15 protein-coding genes and 1 pseudogene are annotated in these 18141 nt (G+C 58.9%); 4 read left to right on the top strand and 12 right to left on the bottom strand.

Annotated elements, in window-relative coordinates; all coding sequences use genetic code 11:
• Window positions 1-67 precede the first annotated feature (67 nt).
• From HC757_RS04770 to HC757_RS04775, 3 genes and pseudogenes are all read right to left on the bottom strand, one after another.
• Window positions 68-379, bottom strand: a complete 312-nt coding sequence (locus HC757_RS04770; protein WP_169563154.1) for a hypothetical protein — start codon at window positions 377-379, stop codon at window positions 68-70.
• A gap of 175 nt (window positions 380-554) precedes the next feature.
• Window positions 555-800, bottom strand: a pseudogene (locus HC757_RS19220) (GFA family protein); the annotation flags it as partial.
• A gap of 244 nt (window positions 801-1044) precedes the next feature.
• On the bottom strand, window positions 1045-2871 hold the full coding sequence (locus HC757_RS04775) for a M20/M25/M40 family metallo-hydrolase (RefSeq protein ID WP_169563155.1): 1827 nt from the start codon (window positions 2869-2871) through the stop codon (window positions 1045-1047).
• A 408-nt stretch (window positions 2872-3279) separates the two neighbouring features.
• Between HC757_RS04775 and HC757_RS04780 the strand changes: the two genes are divergently transcribed.
• Window positions 3280-4863 (top strand): peptide MFS transporter, encoded by a 1584-nt coding sequence (locus tag HC757_RS04780; RefSeq protein WP_342343038.1) that lies wholly within the window; start codon window positions 3280-3282, stop codon window positions 4861-4863.
• Between the two features lie 79 nt (window positions 4864-4942).
• Here HC757_RS04780 and HC757_RS04785 read toward each other — a convergent pair whose 3' ends face one another.
• Complete coding sequence (locus tag HC757_RS04785; RefSeq protein ID WP_169563156.1) at window positions 4943-6769, bottom strand: amidohydrolase; 1827 nt, start codon at window positions 6767-6769, stop codon at window positions 4943-4945.
• A 57-nt stretch (window positions 6770-6826) separates the two neighbouring features.
• Here HC757_RS04785 and HC757_RS04790 point away from each other — a divergent pair, with 57 nt between their 5' ends.
• The gene (locus tag HC757_RS04790; protein WP_169562822.1) at window positions 6827-7027 is read left to right on the top strand and encodes a hypothetical protein; all 201 of its coding nucleotides are present in this window, start codon (window positions 6827-6829) and stop codon (window positions 7025-7027) included.
• A 30-nt stretch (window positions 7028-7057) separates the two neighbouring features.
• Here the strand turns inward: HC757_RS04790 and oleD are convergent, their stop codons facing one another.
• The 5 genes from oleD to HC757_RS04815 form a co-directional block, all read right to left on the bottom strand.
• A complete protein-coding gene (oleD, locus tag HC757_RS04795) occupies window positions 7058-8173 on the bottom strand; it encodes a 2-alkyl-3-oxoalkanoate reductase (protein ID WP_169563157.1) in 1116 nt (371 codons plus the stop codon).
• Window positions 8174-8336: 163 nt separating this feature from the next.
• The gene (gene oleC / locus HC757_RS04800) at window positions 8337-10055 is read right to left on the bottom strand and encodes an olefin beta-lactone synthetase (protein WP_169563158.1); all 1719 of its coding nucleotides are present in this window, start codon (window positions 10053-10055) and stop codon (window positions 8337-8339) included.
• On the bottom strand, window positions 10055-11002 hold the full coding sequence (locus HC757_RS04805; RefSeq protein ID WP_169563159.1) for an alpha/beta fold hydrolase: 948 nt from the start codon (window positions 11000-11002) through the stop codon (window positions 10055-10057). Before HC757_RS04805 ends, oleC begins: the two co-directional genes overlap by 1 nt.
• A 113-nt stretch (window positions 11003-11115) precedes the next feature.
• Window positions 11116-12165 (bottom strand): 3-oxoacyl-ACP synthase III, encoded by a 1050-nt coding sequence (locus HC757_RS04810; RefSeq protein WP_169563160.1) that lies wholly within the window; start codon window positions 12163-12165, stop codon window positions 11116-11118.
• 239 nt (window positions 12166-12404) lie between these two features.
• Complete coding sequence (locus HC757_RS04815) at window positions 12405-13730, bottom strand: methyltransferase (RefSeq protein WP_169563161.1); 1326 nt, start codon at window positions 13728-13730, stop codon at window positions 12405-12407.
• 224 nt (window positions 13731-13954) lie between these two features.
• Here HC757_RS04815 and HC757_RS04820 point away from each other — a divergent pair, with 224 nt between their 5' ends.
• Entirely contained in the window at window positions 13955-14194 is a 240-nt protein-coding gene (locus HC757_RS04820; protein ID WP_169563162.1) for a DUF1289 domain-containing protein, read from the top strand.
• A 108-nt stretch (window positions 14195-14302) separates the two neighbouring features.
• Here the strand turns inward: HC757_RS04820 and HC757_RS04825 are convergent, their stop codons facing one another.
• The 3 genes from HC757_RS04825 to HC757_RS04835 form a co-directional block, all read right to left on the bottom strand.
• Window positions 14303-14665 carry a YajD family HNH nuclease gene (locus tag HC757_RS04825; protein WP_169563163.1) on the bottom strand — a complete coding sequence of 121 codons (363 nt, stop codon included), beginning with the start codon at window positions 14663-14665 and terminating at the stop codon, window positions 14303-14305.
• 114 nt (window positions 14666-14779) lie between these two features.
• Window positions 14780-16753: a BCCT family transporter gene (locus HC757_RS04830; protein WP_169563164.1), complete on the bottom strand. Its 1974-nt coding sequence runs from the start codon at window positions 16751-16753 to the stop codon at window positions 14780-14782.
• Window positions 16754-16958: 205 nt separating this feature from the next.
• Window positions 16959-17561 carry a DUF502 domain-containing protein gene (locus tag HC757_RS04835; protein WP_169563165.1) on the bottom strand — a complete coding sequence of 201 codons (603 nt, stop codon included), beginning with the start codon at window positions 17559-17561 and terminating at the stop codon, window positions 16959-16961.
• A 172-nt stretch (window positions 17562-17733) separates the two neighbouring features.
• Here HC757_RS04835 and HC757_RS04840 point away from each other — a divergent pair, with 172 nt between their 5' ends.
• Window positions 17734-18117, top strand: coding sequence for a VOC family protein (locus tag HC757_RS04840; RefSeq protein WP_169563166.1), 384 nt, complete (start codon window positions 17734-17736; stop codon window positions 18115-18117).
• Window positions 18118-18141 lie beyond the last annotated feature (24 nt).

Raw genomic sequence — 18141 nt, forward strand, 5'->3', positions numbered from 1 at the left:
AGGTGTATGCGGTAAAGGCCCAGACTCATGTTCGAGCCTGATGCCGTGCTGCGGCGGCAAGCCCCGGTTAACGCGATAGATTTATCGACACCACATTCAGGATCGAATCCTGGTCTTTCTGCTGCTGGTGTTCCAGCTGCTCACGCCAGGGCTTATCACACACGCGCACCAAAAAGAAATTCTCCCTCGAGGTATCTGTGACGAACGCCATGCCGCTCTGCATCAGCTCATAGTGAATATCATGCACGAACACCAGGGAAAAATTTTGCCGGCCCGTGAGTTGATTTATGTCTTCGCGGGTGAGACTCACACCCTGCTCAACCTCTTCGAAGCGTTTGTATAGCCAATTAGCAAATTCCTTCGCACTTACCATAGACATTCTTGTATCTCCCATGCCATTGGATTTCTGGCTCGCTCGCCTCAAACCGACCCGTTTACCGGCTGAACAACGACGGCTAAGCAGTTATGTATTTTTCATCTTTATTAATTACTTAACTCTATTATACCCATACGTTGGCATCCATGACCCAGGACGGAAACTGACCATGTGTTAATCAATGACCGTTCAACTTAATATAGATGAATCCCTGTGGAACGACAAAAAAGACCGGGTTGGATCTCGGCCTAGGTGTTGGAGTCAGCTGCCGCGCTGTCGCACGCTGTCGCAGAGTGCAGTTGGAAAGAGTGCAGCGCACCTGTACCCCGAACGCGCTGCCGGTGCGGATCTGGCAAGCGCTGCAATGACACGCAGAGACCCGGACGGGTTCCCCTTTGGCAGTGAGCGTCAATTGGCCGCAGCTGCAGCCGGCATGTCTTTACATCCTGGTATCTTCTTCTCTCGCAACACAATGATCTTGCCCTATTAAACGAGCTTACTCACTCGATGAAAAGCATTCATTTTCGGTTCGGCAGGCGAATGCCGTCGGCAGAACAGGCGCAGCCATGGCCGCTACCTGGCTAAAAAAAGCGCCGCTGCCCGAGGCAGCGGCGCAGTGAACGTTTGGCCTGTTACCCCTCAGCCGCACGCTGCTTCATCACGACACCTCACTGATACTGCCAGTTCAGGGTCACGCCGCTGAAGGCAGCATAGGGGTTGATCCCTATGTACCACTCGCCGGCCTGAGGATTATTGATGGTGCAACTTTCTTCATTGCCACTCTTATAGGGGCGACAGGCATAACTGGAACCCGTAGGTTGGCTGCCGGCCTTGAGGTATAAGTCGGCATCGCCTGTGCCGCCGCTGATGGTCACAGTCAGCGAGCTCATGCCGCTCGGCACTGTCACAGTGTGATACAGCCACTCAGCGGACGCGCTGAGATCCGTCAACACTCCGGAATCGCCGCCTGAGCCCGTGTTATAGCTGCCGCTTAAGGTCAAACCCGCATAACTGCTGTAACCCTGCAGCATCACATAGTAATCGCCCGCTACCGGCGAGGTGAAACTGCATTGCTCATCGTTGCCCCCCTTGTAGGGACGGCAATCATAGCTGGACGATGTCGGCACCTGCCCCTGCCTGACATAGAGATCCGCATCGCCGCTGCCACCCGAGCTGCCTATGGTCAGCTGGCTGGCATTGGCCGGCACTGTCATCACATAGAGATTTTCGCTTCCCGTGGCGCCGGCGATATTCGAGATCGGGATTTGATTCTCCAGAGGCGTTGCCGTCGGCAGCGGCAAGGCCTCGCCGAACCCCAACTCCAGGGCGAAGGCGGCGCCGAGCTTGGCAAAATTCAGCGCATGGTCGGCACTGTAATTGAACTGTGCCAGGGTATCGTTGGCCGTGTGGATGGCATTGTTGTGGGAGCCCATGGTGGACTCGAACGGCATGGTGGCCGAGAAGCCGGCGTTATGCCATGAGGCATGATCCGAGCAGCCGTAACCACAGGTGCTGTAACTGTAATTGACGCTCGGCAGATAGGCATCCAGCAACTGGGTCATGTATTGATTGAGCTTGCTGTCCGTGTAGTCGTCCATGAAGACTATGTCTTCGACGCTGCCGGCATAGGCCGTCATATCCAGCTGCATCACGGCGATGACTTGCTGATTATTGCTCGCCGCCTCGTTGGCTATCGCCTGACTCCCCCTGAGACCCACTTCTTCGGCGGCGTAACCTATGAACTTAATGGTACGGCCGGGTTGGTTGCCCTGGGCCATGAAGACCCGCAAGATCTCTGTCAGGGTCGCTATCCCCGAGGCGTTGTCATCTGCCCCTGGGGCCAGGGCCGACTCGCCCGTGTTACCGCCATTGATCGAATCCAGATGCCCGCCCAGCACCACTATCTCCTGCGCCTGGCTGCTGCCCTGCAGGGTCAGCACCACTGAGTCCTGGCCCCAGGCTGAGTGATCATAACGACTCACAGAGGCCCAGCTGTAGCCTTGGACCATGGAGGTCCACTCGTCCGCCAGCCAGATGGCCGCATTCTGGCCATGGCTGCTGGTGTAGTACCTGTTGGTGAAGTTCGACATGGCGCCTATGGTGGTGATGATATTGTCACCGGACACGGCGGCGATCGCCGTGGTCACCTTCTGCTGCTGGCCTATCTCAGGTGGATTGAACTGCGCCAAACTGATGGGCAGTTGACTCGCCAACAGCGCCTGCTGCTGCGACTCATGCACTGTGAAACCGCCGCAGCGATTATGCTGCTCATGCATCAGGGTGCTGAGTTTCAAGATGGCCTGCTCTGGGACGCGGGCGATGAGTCGCTGCTGTGGCATCAGGGCATTCATCTGCTCAGGGATCACGGCCTGGACTTGTTTCAGGGTATTGAGGGTATCGCTGTCTGCGGTGATCCACAGATCTTTCGCCTGCACCTGAGTCAACACCATCAGCGGTGCCAAGGATAACAAAGCGGTTTTAATACTGGCTTTCATAGATTATTGTTCCTTCAATGATTGAATATCCACTCCCTTGGACGAGCCTAATACGAGCCGTACGGTAAAACCCGGTTCCATCCTCTCAGTTAGGGTCGAACACTGACTTTGGAAGTCATTAGTTTTGCTGAGGATTTTTTAATCCCGTGTAAATGTAGTAGATACAGCCAATAAAAGTAATGAAACAGCAAATTTATGCAGACATAAAAACAACCGCTCCCGGTTGAAAGCGGTAACGACGCGGTCTGCGGCCCGCCCTGCCGTATGGCGTATTTAATAGCAACATCTTGTTCATTCACTCAATTGTATGATTTACTGCAACATGCTCGGTTCGCTGCATAAGGACAAGCGGGCAAAACAACAAAAATAACACTTAGCGCCATTAGCTGGCCCAGATGGAGAATTTACGTGCCTGCCGAACTCAATGAGCATTTTCCCCAAGACTTGGTCCTGGGGCATCCCAAGGGACTGTTCGTCTGCTTCTTCACCGAGATGTGGGAGAGGTTTTCCTTCTATGGCATGAAAGCCCTGCTGTTCCTGTACCTGATCAAGTATCACCTGTTCAGCGACGAGTACGGCTATAACGTCATAGGGGCCTACGGCGCCCTGGTCTATGCCATGCCTGTCATAGGGGGCCTGTTGGCCGACCGTTATCTGGGCATGCGCAAGGCCGTGGTGTTCGGCGGCATCCTCTTGGTGCTGGGCCATCTGGGGATGGCATTCGAGGGGCACCAGGCCATGCTGGTCGCCGGAGAGGTGGTGCGGGACGAACAGGCCCTGCAGGTATTCTATTTCTCCCTGTCACTCATCATAGTCGGGGTCGGTTTCCTCAAGCCCAACATCTCCACCATAGTCGGCCAACTCTACCCGCCACAGGACCCCAGACGCGACTCGGGTTTCACCATCTTCTATGCCGGCATCAACCTGGGCGCCACCATAGCCCCGCTGATCTGCGCCTATCTGGGAGAGACCTACGGCTGGAAATACGGCTTCGGCCTGGCAGGCATAGGCATGCTGACCGGCCTGCTCGTCTTCATCCGTGGCCAGAAATACCTCCAGGGCCATGCCGAGCCCAGAGAGCCGCAAAAATTACTGAAGAAGACCGTCGGCATACGCACCGAGCATTGGATCTATCTGGGAGGCCTGAGCAGCATCTTCCTGGTGTGGGGCCTGGTGCAGACCCACTCAATATTGATAGCAGTCAACAGCCTACTGCCGGCGGTGAGCCCGGTATTGTGGTTCCTGCATTCCATCACCCTGGTGCTGACGCTGGGGATTGGCTGGTTCATGATCAAACATTGCAACTCGGTGGAGCGTCAACAGATGCTGACCCTGATCCTCTTCATCATCGCCGGCCTGATGTTCTTCGGGCTGTATGAGCAGACCTACGGCTCCTGGGTGGCCTTCTCCGACAGGGTCATGGATCGCAGCCTGTTCGGCTTGCAGTGGAGCGCCGGCCAGCTGACCTTCCTCGGCGCCTTCTTCGTCATCACCCTGTCGCCGCTGTTCGCCTGGCTCTGGCCGGCGCTGGCGAAGAGGAATTGGGACCCGAGCAAACCGGTGAAGATGGCCCTGGGGCTGATGTTCGCCGGCCTGTCGTTCATGATACTTGTGCTGGGGATCCAACTGCCGCTGGCTTCAGGCCTGGTCAGCATCTGGTTCCTGATCGGCGCCTATTTCGTACTGGAAATCGGCGAGCTGTTGCTGTCTCCCATAGGCCTGTCGGCCGTGACTCAACTGTCGGTCAAACGCGTGGTCAGCCTGATGATGGGTGCCTGGTTCCTCGGCACCTCCTACTCGGAGATCCTCGCCGCCGAACTGAACAAGCTCGCCGCCATAGACACCCAGGGGGGCGTCATCAGCGATATCGCCGGTGCCATGTCCCTGTACGAGCAGCTATTCATCTTCTCCGCCCAGATAGGCATAGTCGTCGCCGCTGTCTTCCTGGTCCTGGCCCCGCTGATGAAGAGAATGATGCACGAGAAGGACTGAGGCTCTTAAGCTACCGTTGTCGAGAGTCGCTGTTCTGCAGCCGCATGGCGGTGCAGAGCAGCGACTGTTACAGGGGACGTTACGACAGAGGGTGTGTCAGCCTGCCGTCTTTCCAGGTCTGGAGTACCGCAATATCCCGCATGCCCTTCGCACCGAGCGCACCATTATCCATGCCGAACGTCAGTGGATCCTGCGCCAGGATCACGAAGTCGGCACATTTCCCTGGCTCAAGTGAACCCAGCCATTGCTCGGCCCGGCATTGCCATGCGGCATCCCAGGTCATGGCCTTGAGGGCGTCCAGACGGGATATTTGCTCGGCCTCATTGAGCACATCCGGCCCCTCGCCCGGCGCAGCCTCCATCAGCCTGGTGATGGACTGCTCCATCATTCTCAGAGGCCCCAGCGGCGTGACACTGTTGTCGCTGTGCAGGCTGATGCGCATGCCTTTGTTGATGGCAGACTGGCAACGGTCGAGTATGTTGGCACGCTGTGCACCGAAAATAGTGCTCTGGAACGCATAGCCCCAATAACCTACGTGGCCGATGAGAAAGCTCGGTGAGACACCAAGTTGCTGCATCTGCTCCAGTCGCTCGTCGCTCAGCAGCGAGGCGTGTTCGATACGTGAGCGTTGTCTCGCTTCGCTGTTGCCGACCTTGGCATAGGCATCGAGCGTCAACTGCAGGGCCCGATCGCCATTGGCATGGATCATCAGCGGCCATCCGGCCTTGTTGGCCTCGACAACCAAGTCATCGAATTCACTGACAGGATGGAAATTGAATATGCCGGTGATGTTGTATGGCGGCTCCAACTGGTATTCGGCATTGCAATGATATGGTTGATCCATGGGCAAGGCAGCCGTCAACCCTTGGCCTGAACCGTCGGAAACCAGTTTGATGAACGACAGATTGAAGTGGGCAGTGCCAGAGTCGGGTGTGTGTATCTTCTTGATACGATCTATGTCCGCTTGTCCGAGTGCCACCAAGGCACCGCCGATACGGACCTTGTTGCCGGGCAGGTAAGCCCTGAACTTGAGATAATCTGCCTGTGACAAGCCGGCCTTGTCACTCGCTTCAATACCCGCATCATGCAGGTAAGTCACCCCCCGCTGGGCGGCGATCTTAAAGATATCGCCGACCTTTTGGTTCATTTCCAATGCCGTGGGTTTGGGAAGCAAGTTGATGAAAGGCAGCATTTCCTCCGCCTCGGCCAAGATGCCATTGGCTTTGTCCGGCGGGATCCCTTCGGGGTAATAACGCCTCAGGGCTGCCGTATTGACATAGGCCAGATGCAGGGAAGCATTGATGACGAATATCGGCTGGGTCAGGGACACGCTATCGAGCAGCTCGGCATTGAATTCCCGCTCTGCCCGGGTATCGAACAGTGAAGGGTCTACACCGTTGCCGATCAGCCACTCTCCCGGATCTGCAGGCAACTTGCCTTGCAAAGTCTTCAGCACCCAACGACGATTGTAGCCGGCGCGCAACCTCTGTCCGTCGAAGGGGCTGACATCCTCCCCACACGCATTCAAGAACGCCGTCGGTAAGATATGAACATGGGGCTCAAGGAAGCCGGGCAACAGCGTCTGGCCGTTACTCAGGTAATGCTTCTGCGCATTGGCCGGCATCCCGGCCTCCACCTCGGCCGCGATGCCGGCGATCACCACCTTACCTTCATGGAAACCTATGGCTTCCACTTCCACAGCTTGCCCACCGGCCAAGGTCTGGATCACCCCGGGTTGTTCAAGCTCGGGATCTTTGGCGTAGAAGATCAACGTCTGGGGCACGGTAATGGCCGGTACTTGCAGCGCGTTAAAGTCTTCAACCGGCATGGATGGCAACAGATGTCGCCACAGTGGGCTGCAACAAGAGCAGCCGAGTGCTTCGTGATGTTCGTGTGAGTGTGCCATGAGGTAACTCCTGTTTACGGGAAAGTATTCGAAAGGCCGAAAACTCAGTGTAAACCTATGATGGCAAGGGTGTTATTACAGGTTATTACAGTCAATGCGGCCGTGCTGATCCACGGCGGTGCCGGTTGCGTAGGTCTGCTGGCGGTGCAAATCGCCAAAGCCCATGGTGCCGACGTCTGGGCGACCGGCAAGGCAAGGCCAGGCCAGGCACGCAGCCACCATGGCGAGATCCTGACACAGGCCGGCATCTTGCTGTAACAGGGCAAGCTGCATCTATTGACGACGCCACTACAGCGACGCCTTCAACCTCACCATGCCCTCATCCAGGCTCACCAGCGGCCGATAGCCGAGATCCCGCTTGGCGGCAGTGATATCGAAGTAGTGGCTGGTCGATAGCTGACGGGCGACGAAGCGGGTCATTATCGGCTCCTGCTGTTTGCCGAGCAGGCGATAGGCGCCTTCCAGCAAGGCGCCGACGCCATAGGCCAGCGCCGTCGGCACCCTCTGGCTCACGGGAGCCAGGCCGTCACAGGCGAGGATCCGGTTGAGCATCGCCGCCATGGTGATGGGTTCATCGTTGCTGAGAAAATAGGCCTTGCCGGCAGACTGAGGCGCGCCGGCGCATAAATCCAGCGCCGCCAATATGTGGCCATGGGCGGCGTTATCCACATAGATGGTATCCACCAGCTTGTCTTCACGGCCCACCAGCTTGAGCCTGCCGCTGCGCCCCCGGGCCAGGACCCTGGGCACCAGGTGGGGATCCCCAGGCCCCCAGATGAGGTGCGGTCGCAGCGCCACCGTCTTGAGGCGGGTGCCATCGGCGCATGAACTGCCGTTGGCGCCCAGCATCAGCCGCTCTGCCAGCGCCTTGGACTCGGCGTAATGATTGAGGAAACGTGCGGCATAGGGGGCAGATTCGTCTATGCCGGCCTCATCTTTGCCGGCGAAGGTCACGCTGGGGGTACTGGTGTAGACGAGGGCGGGAATATTCAATGCCCGGCAGGCGGCGACAACATTGGCGGCACCGTCGACGTTGGGGGAGAAATAGCTGGCTCTGCTGCCCCAGACACCGGCCTTGGAGGCCACATGGAACACCAGCTCACAGCGGCCGAACGCCTGCAGCGCCGCCTGCACCCCTGCCCCGTCGGCGATATCGCCGCGCACCATGTCGACACCCATGGCACTGAGTTCGGGATAATGACCGCGGGCAAAGCCTGTGACCCGGATCCCCGCCGCCAGCAAGCGCCGGCAGATGGCCTTGCCGAGGAAACCACCGGCGCCCGTGACCAACACCCGCCCGACGCCGGCGGCCAGTTGTTGCAGCGCCGCCCGCTCGGCGGGGTGCAGCTGCGCCAATGCGGCGCTATCGGCTGTGGAGGTATCGGCTGTGGAGCTATCATTCATAATTCGCACCTGACGTTGCGGCTCTCGCTCGAGCCCATGACTCAAATCCATTGCTCAAATCTGTTGCTCAAGCCCCGCCCGAGAAAGATGGCCCAAGTCCATTGCTCAGGCCCCTCGCCCGAGAAAGATTGCCCGAATCCCTTGCTCCAGTCCATCGCCTGGCTCATTCCTTCAGCTGCGACTGGGCCCACAGGGCCAGCTTCTCGCGGAAAATCTTGGCATTATGGCGTATGTCGACCGGAAACTCGGGATGGATCAGGAAGCGGCTGATCCCCCGGGTGTGGGGATATTGCTCGGCAAGCGCCCTCAGTTCGGCATAGAGGGCGCCGCCCTTGTTGCAGGCCAGACCCTGTGCCAACTCCAGGCATACCAGCGGCGTCACCTCCCCGGCGAGCCTGACCCCGACCAGGGCCGAGCGCTTGACAGCGCCATGGGTATTGAAGATCCGCTCGCTGGGAATGGAAAAATAGCGTTTGCTTAACCGGCCATCGCGGCCGGCATCGACCCTGTGGGCCTTGCGGCCACACATCCACAGCTTGCCCTCCTGATCCAGGTACCCCAGATCGCCCATGCGGTGTCGCAGCCGGCCGCCGCCGGTGTCGGCTATTTTCGCCGCGGCGCTGGCGCCGTCTCTGCGATAATATCCCTGGCTGACCATGGGGCCGCGCACCACTATCTCGCCTATTTCCCCGGCGGCCAGCACACGCGCCTCGTCCCAGTGACCTATGACATCCTCTGTGATGCCAATGATCTTTATATCGACGCCTGAGACCGGCATACCGACACAGATGCCGCCGCCGGCATCCGTGATGGCCGAGGTCGTCAGCAGCTCCTGGCTGGCTATCATGCTGATTGGCAAGGACTCGGTGGCGCCGTAGGAGTTGAGCAGCGGCACCCGGGCGCCGAGCAGGTTGGCGAAGCGGGCGATGGAGGCAATAGTTGCCGGGGCGCCGGCGGAGATCACCCGCCTGAGGCTCGGCAGCTTGCGGGGCGCTGGTGCGGCTGCGCCATCCCCGGCCACCAAGGCCTGGCCCAGGCGCTCAACCAGGGCAGGATTCACAAACAGATTGGTGCACTGATACTTTTCTATGGCGGCGAAGATGAACTCGGGATTGGCGGTGATCGGCTTGCTGGCGTCCATCTCCGGCACTATCGCGGCCATGCCCAGCGCCGGACCGAACAGGGAAAACAGCGGAAAGGTCGCCAAGTCGCGCTCGCCGGGGCGGATGCCGTAATCTGTTTTCAGCACCTGGATCTGCGCCTCGAACATGCCATGGCTGTAGACCACCCCCTTGGGCGTGCCTGTGCTGCCACTGGTGAAGAGGATCGCCGCCATCTCGTCCTGCGGCAGCATCACCATGGGGTAAGGCTCGCTCGTCTCCGGCGCTTGCGCGAGCAGGCTATCCAGGCCGATGGCGCCCGTTAACCCCCGGCTCAGCCAGTTGCCACCGACATGGATGCAATGCCTGACGCTGGGTTTACCCCAGGCAAACAGCCGCCGGGCAACATGGGCCTTGGGAATGCCGATGAATACGTCCGGCTCGGCCTCGGCGAAACACTGCTTGAGGTTGCGGATCCCCATGCCCGGGTCCACCAGGATGGGAATGATGCCGGCCTTGAACAGGGCGAAGGTGAGGGCGAAAAAATCCAGGCTGGGGGTCACCATGAGCACCGCCTTCCGGCCTTTGCCTATGCCGGCATGGTTGAGGGCGAAGGCGATGGCATCGCTGCGCTTATCCAGCTCGGCAAAATCTATCTCAGAATAGACCAGCTTGCCGCCCCGACTATGCTGCACCGCCACCGCCAGCTGGGTGGGCGTCGCCCGTGCCGCCAGGCTCAGGTGGCGACAGAGGTTGGCCATAGCCACTTGGGCGGCGGTCATCAGCGAGTTTCCTGAGCCATGTCTTGCCCGGTTTCCTGTTCTGCTGCCGGCTCTGCGATTGGCTCTGCTGCAGGCTCGGCGGCGAGGAACGCCTGGATCTGAGCTATCACTTGTTCGCCGGCATCTTCGAGTATGTAATGCCCACAATCGGCAAACTCATGCACCTGGGCCTGGGGCAAACGCCGGCGCCACTCGGCGAGGAAGTGCTTGTCGAACACGAAGTCCTTAAGTCCCCAACAGATGAGGGTCGGCACCCGGGTAAACTTTTCCAGGCTGGCGGCGATGTCGGACACCAGCTCATAGTTTCTGTCGCCCGGGCGCAGCGGTATGTCCTGCACGAATCTCAGGGTGGAGATGCGATTGGCCCAGGAGTTGAATGGCGCCACATAGGCCTGGCGTATCGCCTTGGGCATGGGGTTACGCTTGACGCCGACATGGGAGGCGATGGCCGAGAAGGCGTTGAAGCCACGCACCAGCACAGTGCCCAGCAGGGTGTTGCGGCAGATCCACAAAGGCCAGGGGAAAGGCTTGCTCTCGGGCAGATGGAAGGCGCCGGTATTCAGGATCACCAGGCGCTTGATGCGCTCCGGGTGGCGCGCAGCATAGCCCATGCCTATCATGCCGCCCCAGTCATGCACCACCAGGGTGATCTGCTCCTGCACCCCAAGATGCGCCAGCAGGGCTTCGAGATCGTCGATACGCTGCTTGAGGGTGTAATCATAGGCGACGTCGCCGGGCTTATCCGACAGGCCGCAACCTATATGATCCGGCACTATACATTGGTGATCTTGCTTCAGGGCACCGACCAGATTGCGGTAATAGAAGGACCAGCTGGGGTTGCCATGCACCATGACCACAGGCTCGCCCCGGCCCTCGTTCACATAATGAAGTTTATGGCCGTTACGACTGAAAAAGTGACGTGTAAAAGGCAAGAGAGTGTCGAGCATGGGGCTTCCTATCATAGATTTTTATGGTCGTTTTTATTGTCTGTGCCGATGGGGGTTGCGCCGGTATGCAGGCTTGAATGAGCGCCGGCCCGGACTCACCCGGGCCGGCGGCACTACCATTTGATGCCGAGCATCATGCAATTGAGGCCGCTGCCTATGCCGAGAAAACTCACCTGATCGCCGACTTGCAAGAAGCCCTGATCGTGCGCCATAGCCGCGGAAACAGGCAAGGACACTGTGCCCATGTTGCCCAGCTGCTGGTAGGTGGGGAACTCTTTTTCCGCCGGGATATTGAGGGCCGTGAGTACTTGCTTACGGTTGGCGGCGCCCACCTGATGGCAGATCACCTTGTCGACCTGCTCCACCAGCCAGTCGCGCTGCTCGAGGAAGTGCTCCCAGGTATGCTTCGCCAGCTCGACCCCTTCCTTGAGCAGGGTCACGGCATCGGTACGCATGAATTCGCGATACAGATGCTGCCCGGCTTCCTGCAGCCCCCACTGGCATAACCTGTGATGCTCCGGCGCCGACAGATGCGATGCCCCCAGCAGCTGATGCTGGCGCGCAGTGAGCAGCGGCAGGCTGCCATCTGTGAGGATCACGGCAACGGCGCCCGAGCCCCCGGTCAGGGTCGCCAGCGACTGGGCAAAGTTCTGCATGGTAGGTTCCGCCAGCATGTTCTCTATGGTGACATCCACTATGTCCCTGGCGGACTCGCAGGACACCACCATGCCCGCCTTTATCTGCCCCAGTTCGATGCGATTGGCAATATCCAGTATGCCGGATAATACCCCGAGGCAGGCGTTGCTTATGTCATAGATGGCCGTGTCCTTGGACACCCCCAGCTCGGCGGCGATGCGGCAAGCCGTGGCCGGCTCATGCTGATCGCGGCACACCCCGGTATAGACCAGGGCCCCCAGATCTGCGACCTCTATCCCGGTTTCGGCCACGGCCTTGCGGGCCGCCTTTATGGCGCCATCGGATAACTGATGCCCCTTGGGCCACCAGCGGCGCTCGCTGATCCCTGTGAGTGCGGCAAGCTGGCCCATGGGGATGCGAAACTTCTGGTAAAGCGGGGCCAGGCGGCTTTCCAGCTCTGAACTGGAAACCACTTCGGGTGCCAGTTCATAGGCCAGGCTATTGATGTACACGCGGGAATATTTCATGAAACTGTTTTAATCGCTCACTAAAATGGCCAACACATGACCATGACTAAGTTATTGGATCTCATTGAGGCGACATTTGAGCAAGAAAAGCCCCTTGATTCAATAGAAACCCGCCTTTTGTTCCGCCGCCCGGCCCGGATTCAGCCAGAGCCAGGCCGGGTTTCGTTCGAATTTAATCGCCTACCTTAAAAACAACCCATTAAAAACAGAACGTTAATCCGTATTTTCAGCCCGGGATCTCAGCCGGCTATTTTGAACGCCTGGATCATGGCATTTCTCGGGGTCACACTGTTTGCACAAAATTCCCCCAGCGACACCCGGTAGCCCTGCCCTTCGAGGAAACAGACCCTGTCCAACAACAGCCAATGTTCGACCACGGCACGGAACAGGTGAGCCACAAGATCCAAGCGCCGGGTCAGACGTTGGCGCCGCAGTCCCTGACGCTGATACTCCTCGAACGCCAGGCCATAGGGCAGCACCAGCCCCTTGGCCGCCGCGGCCCAATGGCAAAACTCGCCAAAGCTGCCGCTCAGCTGGCTCTGCTTGATGGCCGGCACGGGTAAGTACTCATTAACCTGCCGCAGCTCACGCTGCAGGCTGTCGAATCCCAGGCGCCAGGCGATTTCCTGCAAGCGCAGCGCCTGCTGTTTGGCCCCGGCGATGACGCTCTGCTGCAGCGGCAGTTGCAGATCGTGGCGACTGAGTCGCAGCGCGCTGGCCTTGGCCGCTGCCGACATGGGCACATAGTGGCTGGCATGGATAAGATGGTAACAGCAAGGCGAAATCGCGACCGCCTGGGTGCCGGCGGCGGCGGCCAACTCCAGCAGGCGCACATGCAGATCGCCACAGGCATGCAGCGCCAGCGCCTGTTGCCGCGGTTGCAGGGGGCTGGCCCCGGGCAGGCTGATCTGCGACGCGAAGGCATCGGCACAGACGAACTGCTGTGGCAGCTGCCATTTTCGGGCAAATGCCCTGCCCTGCTCGCACAAGCCGGGCTGCCACTCCAGGCTCAGCACCTCGCAGCCGCGGGCCTTGGCGAGCAGGCGCCCCAGGTGGCCCTTGCCGGCACACCATTCGAGCACGGGCAACCCCAGATGTGGCAGGCACTCGACGAAGGCGCCTATCTGCTGCCACTTGCGGCCCTTGATGTGGGCGCTGAAGTGGGGCTCGTCGGCGGCGCTCAGCCCATAAGCCGGCGCCCCGGAGGCGGTTGGCCCAGAGGCATTCGACTCAGAGGCACTAAACCCAGAGACATTCAACCCAGAGGCATTAGATGCTCCATTGGCAAAGGCGGGCAGACGACTATCGAGCAGCCCCAGCGGCCAGTCCCGCCCGGCCGCGGCCAAGTCCAGGCTCAGGGCGGGGGTCAGACGCCTTATCAGCAAACCGTGATCCCGGTCGAGCGGCTCCAACTCATCATCATTCAGCGCCAATACCTCGGCCGCCAAGCGGGGAAACTCCCCTTGCCATGGCAAGTCATGACAGTCGAAGGCCCTGAGTTGCCATAGGCTGCGACTGGCCAACAAGAGGCTGTCCAGGCGGCGAAACTGACCGAGATGACTCATTTAAGGTTCCTGTTCATGATTTCTGTTCATGATTTTTGTTCATGGTTCTGGGTTACTGCAAACCCGGGCGAAAACGACATAGGCGCGGATTATACCCGCTTCGGCCGCCGGCAGCACCCGCCCGGGAGCGAAAGCAGCGACTGGGACAAGCCGGTCAGAGATGCTAATATATCGGTTCACCCAATTCGGGCCCATTACAGATTCCCCATTAGAGGAGCCTCAGTATGCATTCTCCCTGTGTCGCCCGCTGCGGCTTGGATGACAACGACTATTGCATGGGCTGCTTCAGACATATAGACGAAATCGTCACCTGGGGCAGCGCCAGCGATGCGCGCAAGGCCGAGATTTGGGCCGGGCTCGCCGAGCGCAAGGCGCGGCTGGCCGGCGGCGACAACTGTCAGACGCTGAGCCGGCAGAAGTGGCTTGAGGCCGAAGCTAGGCTGGCAACCCAAGAGCTGGAATGATCCCGCCATAGACAACAAAAAAGCACCCAATGGGTGCTTTTTTATTTCTGCCGGCGCCGGCTTTCAACCTGCCTTGCTTCTCCGGCATGCCCATAGCTTCAGCCTGGCTTATTTCTTCAGCATGGCCTTGAGATCGGCGAAGGGATTGTAGGTCGCCGCCTCGACCTTGGTCTCTGTGGTGCTGCCGTAACGGATCAGCTCTTCGAAACGCGAATGCTCATTGTCGTGGCAATAGAGGCACAAGAGTTCCCAGTTGGAGCCGTCCGGGGGATTGTTGTCGTGATTGTGATCCCTGTGATGCACAGTCAGTTCACTCAGGTTCTTGTGGGTGAACTCACGGGTGCAGCGACCGCAGACCCAGGGGTAAAGCTTGAGCGCCTGCTCCCGGTAACCTTTCTCGCGTTTGGCCTTGTAGTCTCTGGCATCGGCCAGCACCTTGTCTAACTTACTTTGTCCAGCTTGCACAGTCATGAGCGTCAATCCAGGATGAAAAATAACCAACCCAGAAAATATCCAGGTTCTCTGCCCCAAGGATAATCCCAGTCGGCGCCCGGGGCAATGCCCGGGCGCGCATTCTGCCGGGACTCATTCCGCCGCCGGCTCGGCATGACTCAGGTGCAGATAATGCAGGTAACGCTCATATTGGGAGACGATATCGGCAGTCAACTGCTCCTCGGTATAGCCCATCACATCGTAATGCTGGCCACCGTGTTCCAGGAAGACTTCGACCCGATAATACTCGCCGCTGCCCATGTCCTGCGGTCCCTCGGCATTGCCGGCTTGGGTGAAGGCGCGGATCCGCAACGCATAGATAAACTCCTGATGGCTTGCCTGGCTGACGATCAGCCGTACCCTGCCATCCAGGAATACCAGCTCGGCGGGGATCCCCTTGTCGGTAAAGCTCCGGCACACCTTGGTCAAACCCGGGGTGGCCACCTGTTCGAGAAATGCCAAGGCTTCCTTCAGGCTGGGTTGGGACACCAGCACCTCGATGCGTTCCTCCCAGCTCATGTTGGTCTTGGCGTATTGCACGCTGGTGTTATGGGACTGGACGCTGTTGAGTTTCAGCCAATCATCCTGCAACGCCTTAAACAGGCCAAAGCACATCAGCAACATCACCAACAAAAACGGCATGGCGCTGGCAATGGCCGCGGTCTGCAACGCCTGCAGACCACCGGCAAACAGGAGCACGGCGGCAACCACACCCTGCAGCAGCGCCCAGAAGATCTTCTGCCACACGGGGGCGTTGTTATCCCCGCCCGAGGTCAGGTTATCTATCACCAGTGAGCCCGAGTCCGACGAGGTCACGAAGAAGGTCACCACGAGGCAAACGGCCACCGACGACAGCAGGGTCGAAAAAGGCATGTGTTCGAAGAACTTGAACAGGGCCACAGACACATCCGTCGACACGGCTTCGGCCAGGTAGGTCGCGCCATGGTTCATGATGGCGTCGATGGCCGAGTTACCGAATACCGTCATCCACAGGAAGGTGATGGCCGTTGGCACGAACAGCACGCCGATCAGGAATTCGCGGATGGTACGGCCGCGGCTGACCCTGGCGATGAAGGTGCCGACGAAGGGAGACCAGGAGATCCACCAGCCCCAATAGAGCAAGGTCCAGCCGCCGATCCAGTCTTCCTTCTTCTGATAGGCATAGAGGTTGAAGGTCTTGCCGACCAGGTCGCTCAGGTAACTGCCGGTATTCTGGACGAAGGCCTGCAGCAAAGACACGGTCGGCCCGAGCAGCAGCACGGCAATCAGCAGCAGGAAGGCCAATCCCAGGTTGAGTTCGCTCAGGCGTTTGACGCCCTTATCCAGGCCGGAAAACACCGACAGGGTCGCCAGCAGGGTAATGCCTGTGATAAGCCCTATCTGCACTGTGACATTGTTGGGCAGGGAGGGGAACAAATAGCTCAGGCCCGAGTTGACCTGCAACACGCCGAACCCCAGGGAGGTGGCCACCCCGAACATGGTGCCCAGCACGGCGAAGGTGTCCACGGTATGGCCTATGGGCCCCATGATGCGCTCGCCTATCAGGGGATACAGGGCGCTGCGCGGCAACAGCGGCAACTTGTGACGGTAGGCAAAGTAGGCCAGGCTCAGCGCCACCACGGCATAGATGGCCCAGGCATGTATGCCCCAGTGGAAGAAGGTGATCTTCAGGGCATCCTTGGCCGCCTGTATGGTTTCGGGGCTGGCATCGGGCGGCGCCAGATAGTGCATCACAGGTTCGGCCACCCCGAAGAACATCAGGCCTATGCCCATGCCGGCGGAAAACAGCATGGCGATCCAGCTCTTGTAGCTGTAGTCCGGCACCGAATGATCCGGCCCCAGCTTGATGTCACCGAAACGACTGACCATGACGAAGATGATGAAAATCAGGAAGATAGCCACACCTAGGATATAAACCCAACCGGCTTTCAGTTCGACCCAGGATTGTACTGATTTGAAGAACACATTGGCCTGCTCCGGCCAGAGCGCACCTATGAACGCCATCAGTGCGATGAGGAATACCGATGGATAAAACACCGGCGGGTTAATACTCGATTTAATCGACATTATTACTCCCGATTTCAGCTTGAATTTGAGCCGCCTCGCAGCACAGTCAACTCGCGCTTCCAATAGGGGCTAAGCTGCAATGACAAGGCAAGAAGATGCACCCAGGAGAGCATACTCCCTGGGCCATGCAGGCATAATAGCATACAAACCACGGCCTTAGGCTGTTCCTTGGCCGCAGTTGCCCTTCTTGTCGCCCACTTTGGCCTCAAGCCTGCCCGGGATCGCTCCTGCCGTTGGGGGTCTGGGAAATGCCGGCGGTGAGATTGAAGCGCATCGCCTCTTCGAATGACCAGTCGACCGGGATAAGATCCTCACGTTTGACCAGACTGGTCACCCCCGCCATCTGATAACTGAGCTGAAACAGCACAGGCACCCAGTCGCCCTCGGGCAGAGCATCGAGCAGCGGCCGGGGCGGCTTGTCCGTCATGATGAAGCCCACCACGAAACCGCCGTTGGCCTGTTTGACCAGCACCGTCTTCTGTTGCTTGGGTTTGCCGTCGCGGTTCATCAGCGAGGCTATGTCCCTGATACTGCCATAGACAGACTTGAACAGCGGAAAGCGCATCAACTGGCGCTCGATCCAGGCATAGAGCCAGGCTATGGGGCTGACGGAGAACGCCAATCCGACCACGAAGACCAACAGCCCCACCAGGATGAAACCTTCGCCCCTGACATGTATGTCTATGCCCAGCAATTCCAGCAGCAGGACGCCCAGGCCATCCAGGGACACAAACAGGGACCAGAACAACCAGAGGCTGATCGCCATAGGTAACACATTCATCAAACCACGGGTCAAAGTTCGTTTCATGACACCCTCATAAGTTAAATAGGCAAAGTAAGCACAGGATAAGCCCCAGGCAAGATAATGTTACGCCCTGGACGGGCATAAATGTTACCACAGTCGTCCCCGCCCGCCGCTAACTCATGTAAGGTAACAGGGCCACAACCAGACAATAACAAAGCCAACAGAGGAAGAGTGTATGCGAGTAACCAGAATGGATCATTTGGTACTGACAGTCGCAAACCTGGATATCACCACAGACTTTTACCAGCGTGTGCTCGGGATGAAACCCCAGCTCTTTGCCGGCGATCGCATAGCGCTCAATTTCGGCGATCAGAAAATCAACTTGCATACCGCCGGCGGCGAATTCGAACCCAAGGCCAGGGTCGCCGCCCCGGGCAGCGCCGATCTCTGTTTCATAGTCAACGAACCTCTGGCGATAGTGATAGATCATCTCAACGCCCTGCAGGTGCCTATCGAGCTGGGGCCTGTGCAACGCACCGGGGCCACAGGCATGCTCAACTCCCTCTATATCCGGGATCCCGACGGCAACCTGCTGGAATTGTCCGAATACCGCGTCTAAGGCGCATGCGCCGGCCCTGTATAA

Source organism: Shewanella salipaludis, from assembly GCF_012911865.1.
GTDB lineage: Bacteria > Pseudomonadota > Gammaproteobacteria > Enterobacterales > Shewanellaceae > Shewanella > Shewanella salipaludis.

Coding starts and splice junctions, on each gene's coding strand:
- HC757_RS04775 (WP_169563155.1), bottom strand. CDS start 2,871: ATGAAAGCCAGTATTAAAACCGCTTTGTTATCCTTGGCACCGCTGATG.
- HC757_RS04835 (WP_169563165.1), bottom strand. CDS start 17,561: ATGAAACGAACTTTGACCCGTGGTTTGATGAATGTGTTACCTATGGCG.
- HC757_RS04830 (WP_169563164.1), bottom strand. CDS start 16,753: ATGTCGATTAAATCGAGTATTAACCCGCCGGTGTTTTATCCATCGGTA.
- HC757_RS04840 (WP_169563166.1), top strand. CDS start 17,734: ATGCGAGTAACCAGAATGGATCATTTGGTACTGACAGTCGCAAACCTG.
- oleC (WP_169563158.1), bottom strand. CDS start 10,055: ATGACCGCCGCCCAAGTGGCTATGGCCAACCTCTGTCGCCACCTGAGC.
- HC757_RS04790 (WP_169562822.1), top strand. CDS start 6,827: ATGATGGCAAGGGTGTTATTACAGGTTATTACAGTCAATGCGGCCGTG.
- HC757_RS04810 (WP_169563160.1), bottom strand. CDS start 12,165: ATGAAATATTCCCGCGTGTACATCAATAGCCTGGCCTATGAACTGGCA.
- HC757_RS04805 (WP_169563159.1), bottom strand. CDS start 11,002: ATGCTCGACACTCTCTTGCCTTTTACACGTCACTTTTTCAGTCGTAAC.
- oleD (WP_169563157.1), bottom strand. CDS start 8,173: ATGAATGATAGCTCCACAGCCGATACCTCCACAGCCGATAGCGCCGCA.
- HC757_RS04815 (WP_169563161.1), bottom strand. CDS start 13,730: ATGAGTCATCTCGGTCAGTTTCGCCGCCTGGACAGCCTCTTGTTGGCC.
- HC757_RS04785 (WP_169563156.1), bottom strand. CDS start 6,769: ATGGCACACTCACACGAACATCACGAAGCACTCGGCTGCTCTTGTTGC.
- HC757_RS04770 (WP_169563154.1), bottom strand. CDS start 379: ATGTCTATGGTAAGTGCGAAGGAATTTGCTAATTGGCTATACAAACGC.
- HC757_RS04820 (WP_169563162.1), top strand. CDS start 13,955: ATGCATTCTCCCTGTGTCGCCCGCTGCGGCTTGGATGACAACGACTAT.
- HC757_RS04825 (WP_169563163.1), bottom strand. CDS start 14,665: ATGACTGTGCAAGCTGGACAAAGTAAGTTAGACAAGGTGCTGGCCGAT.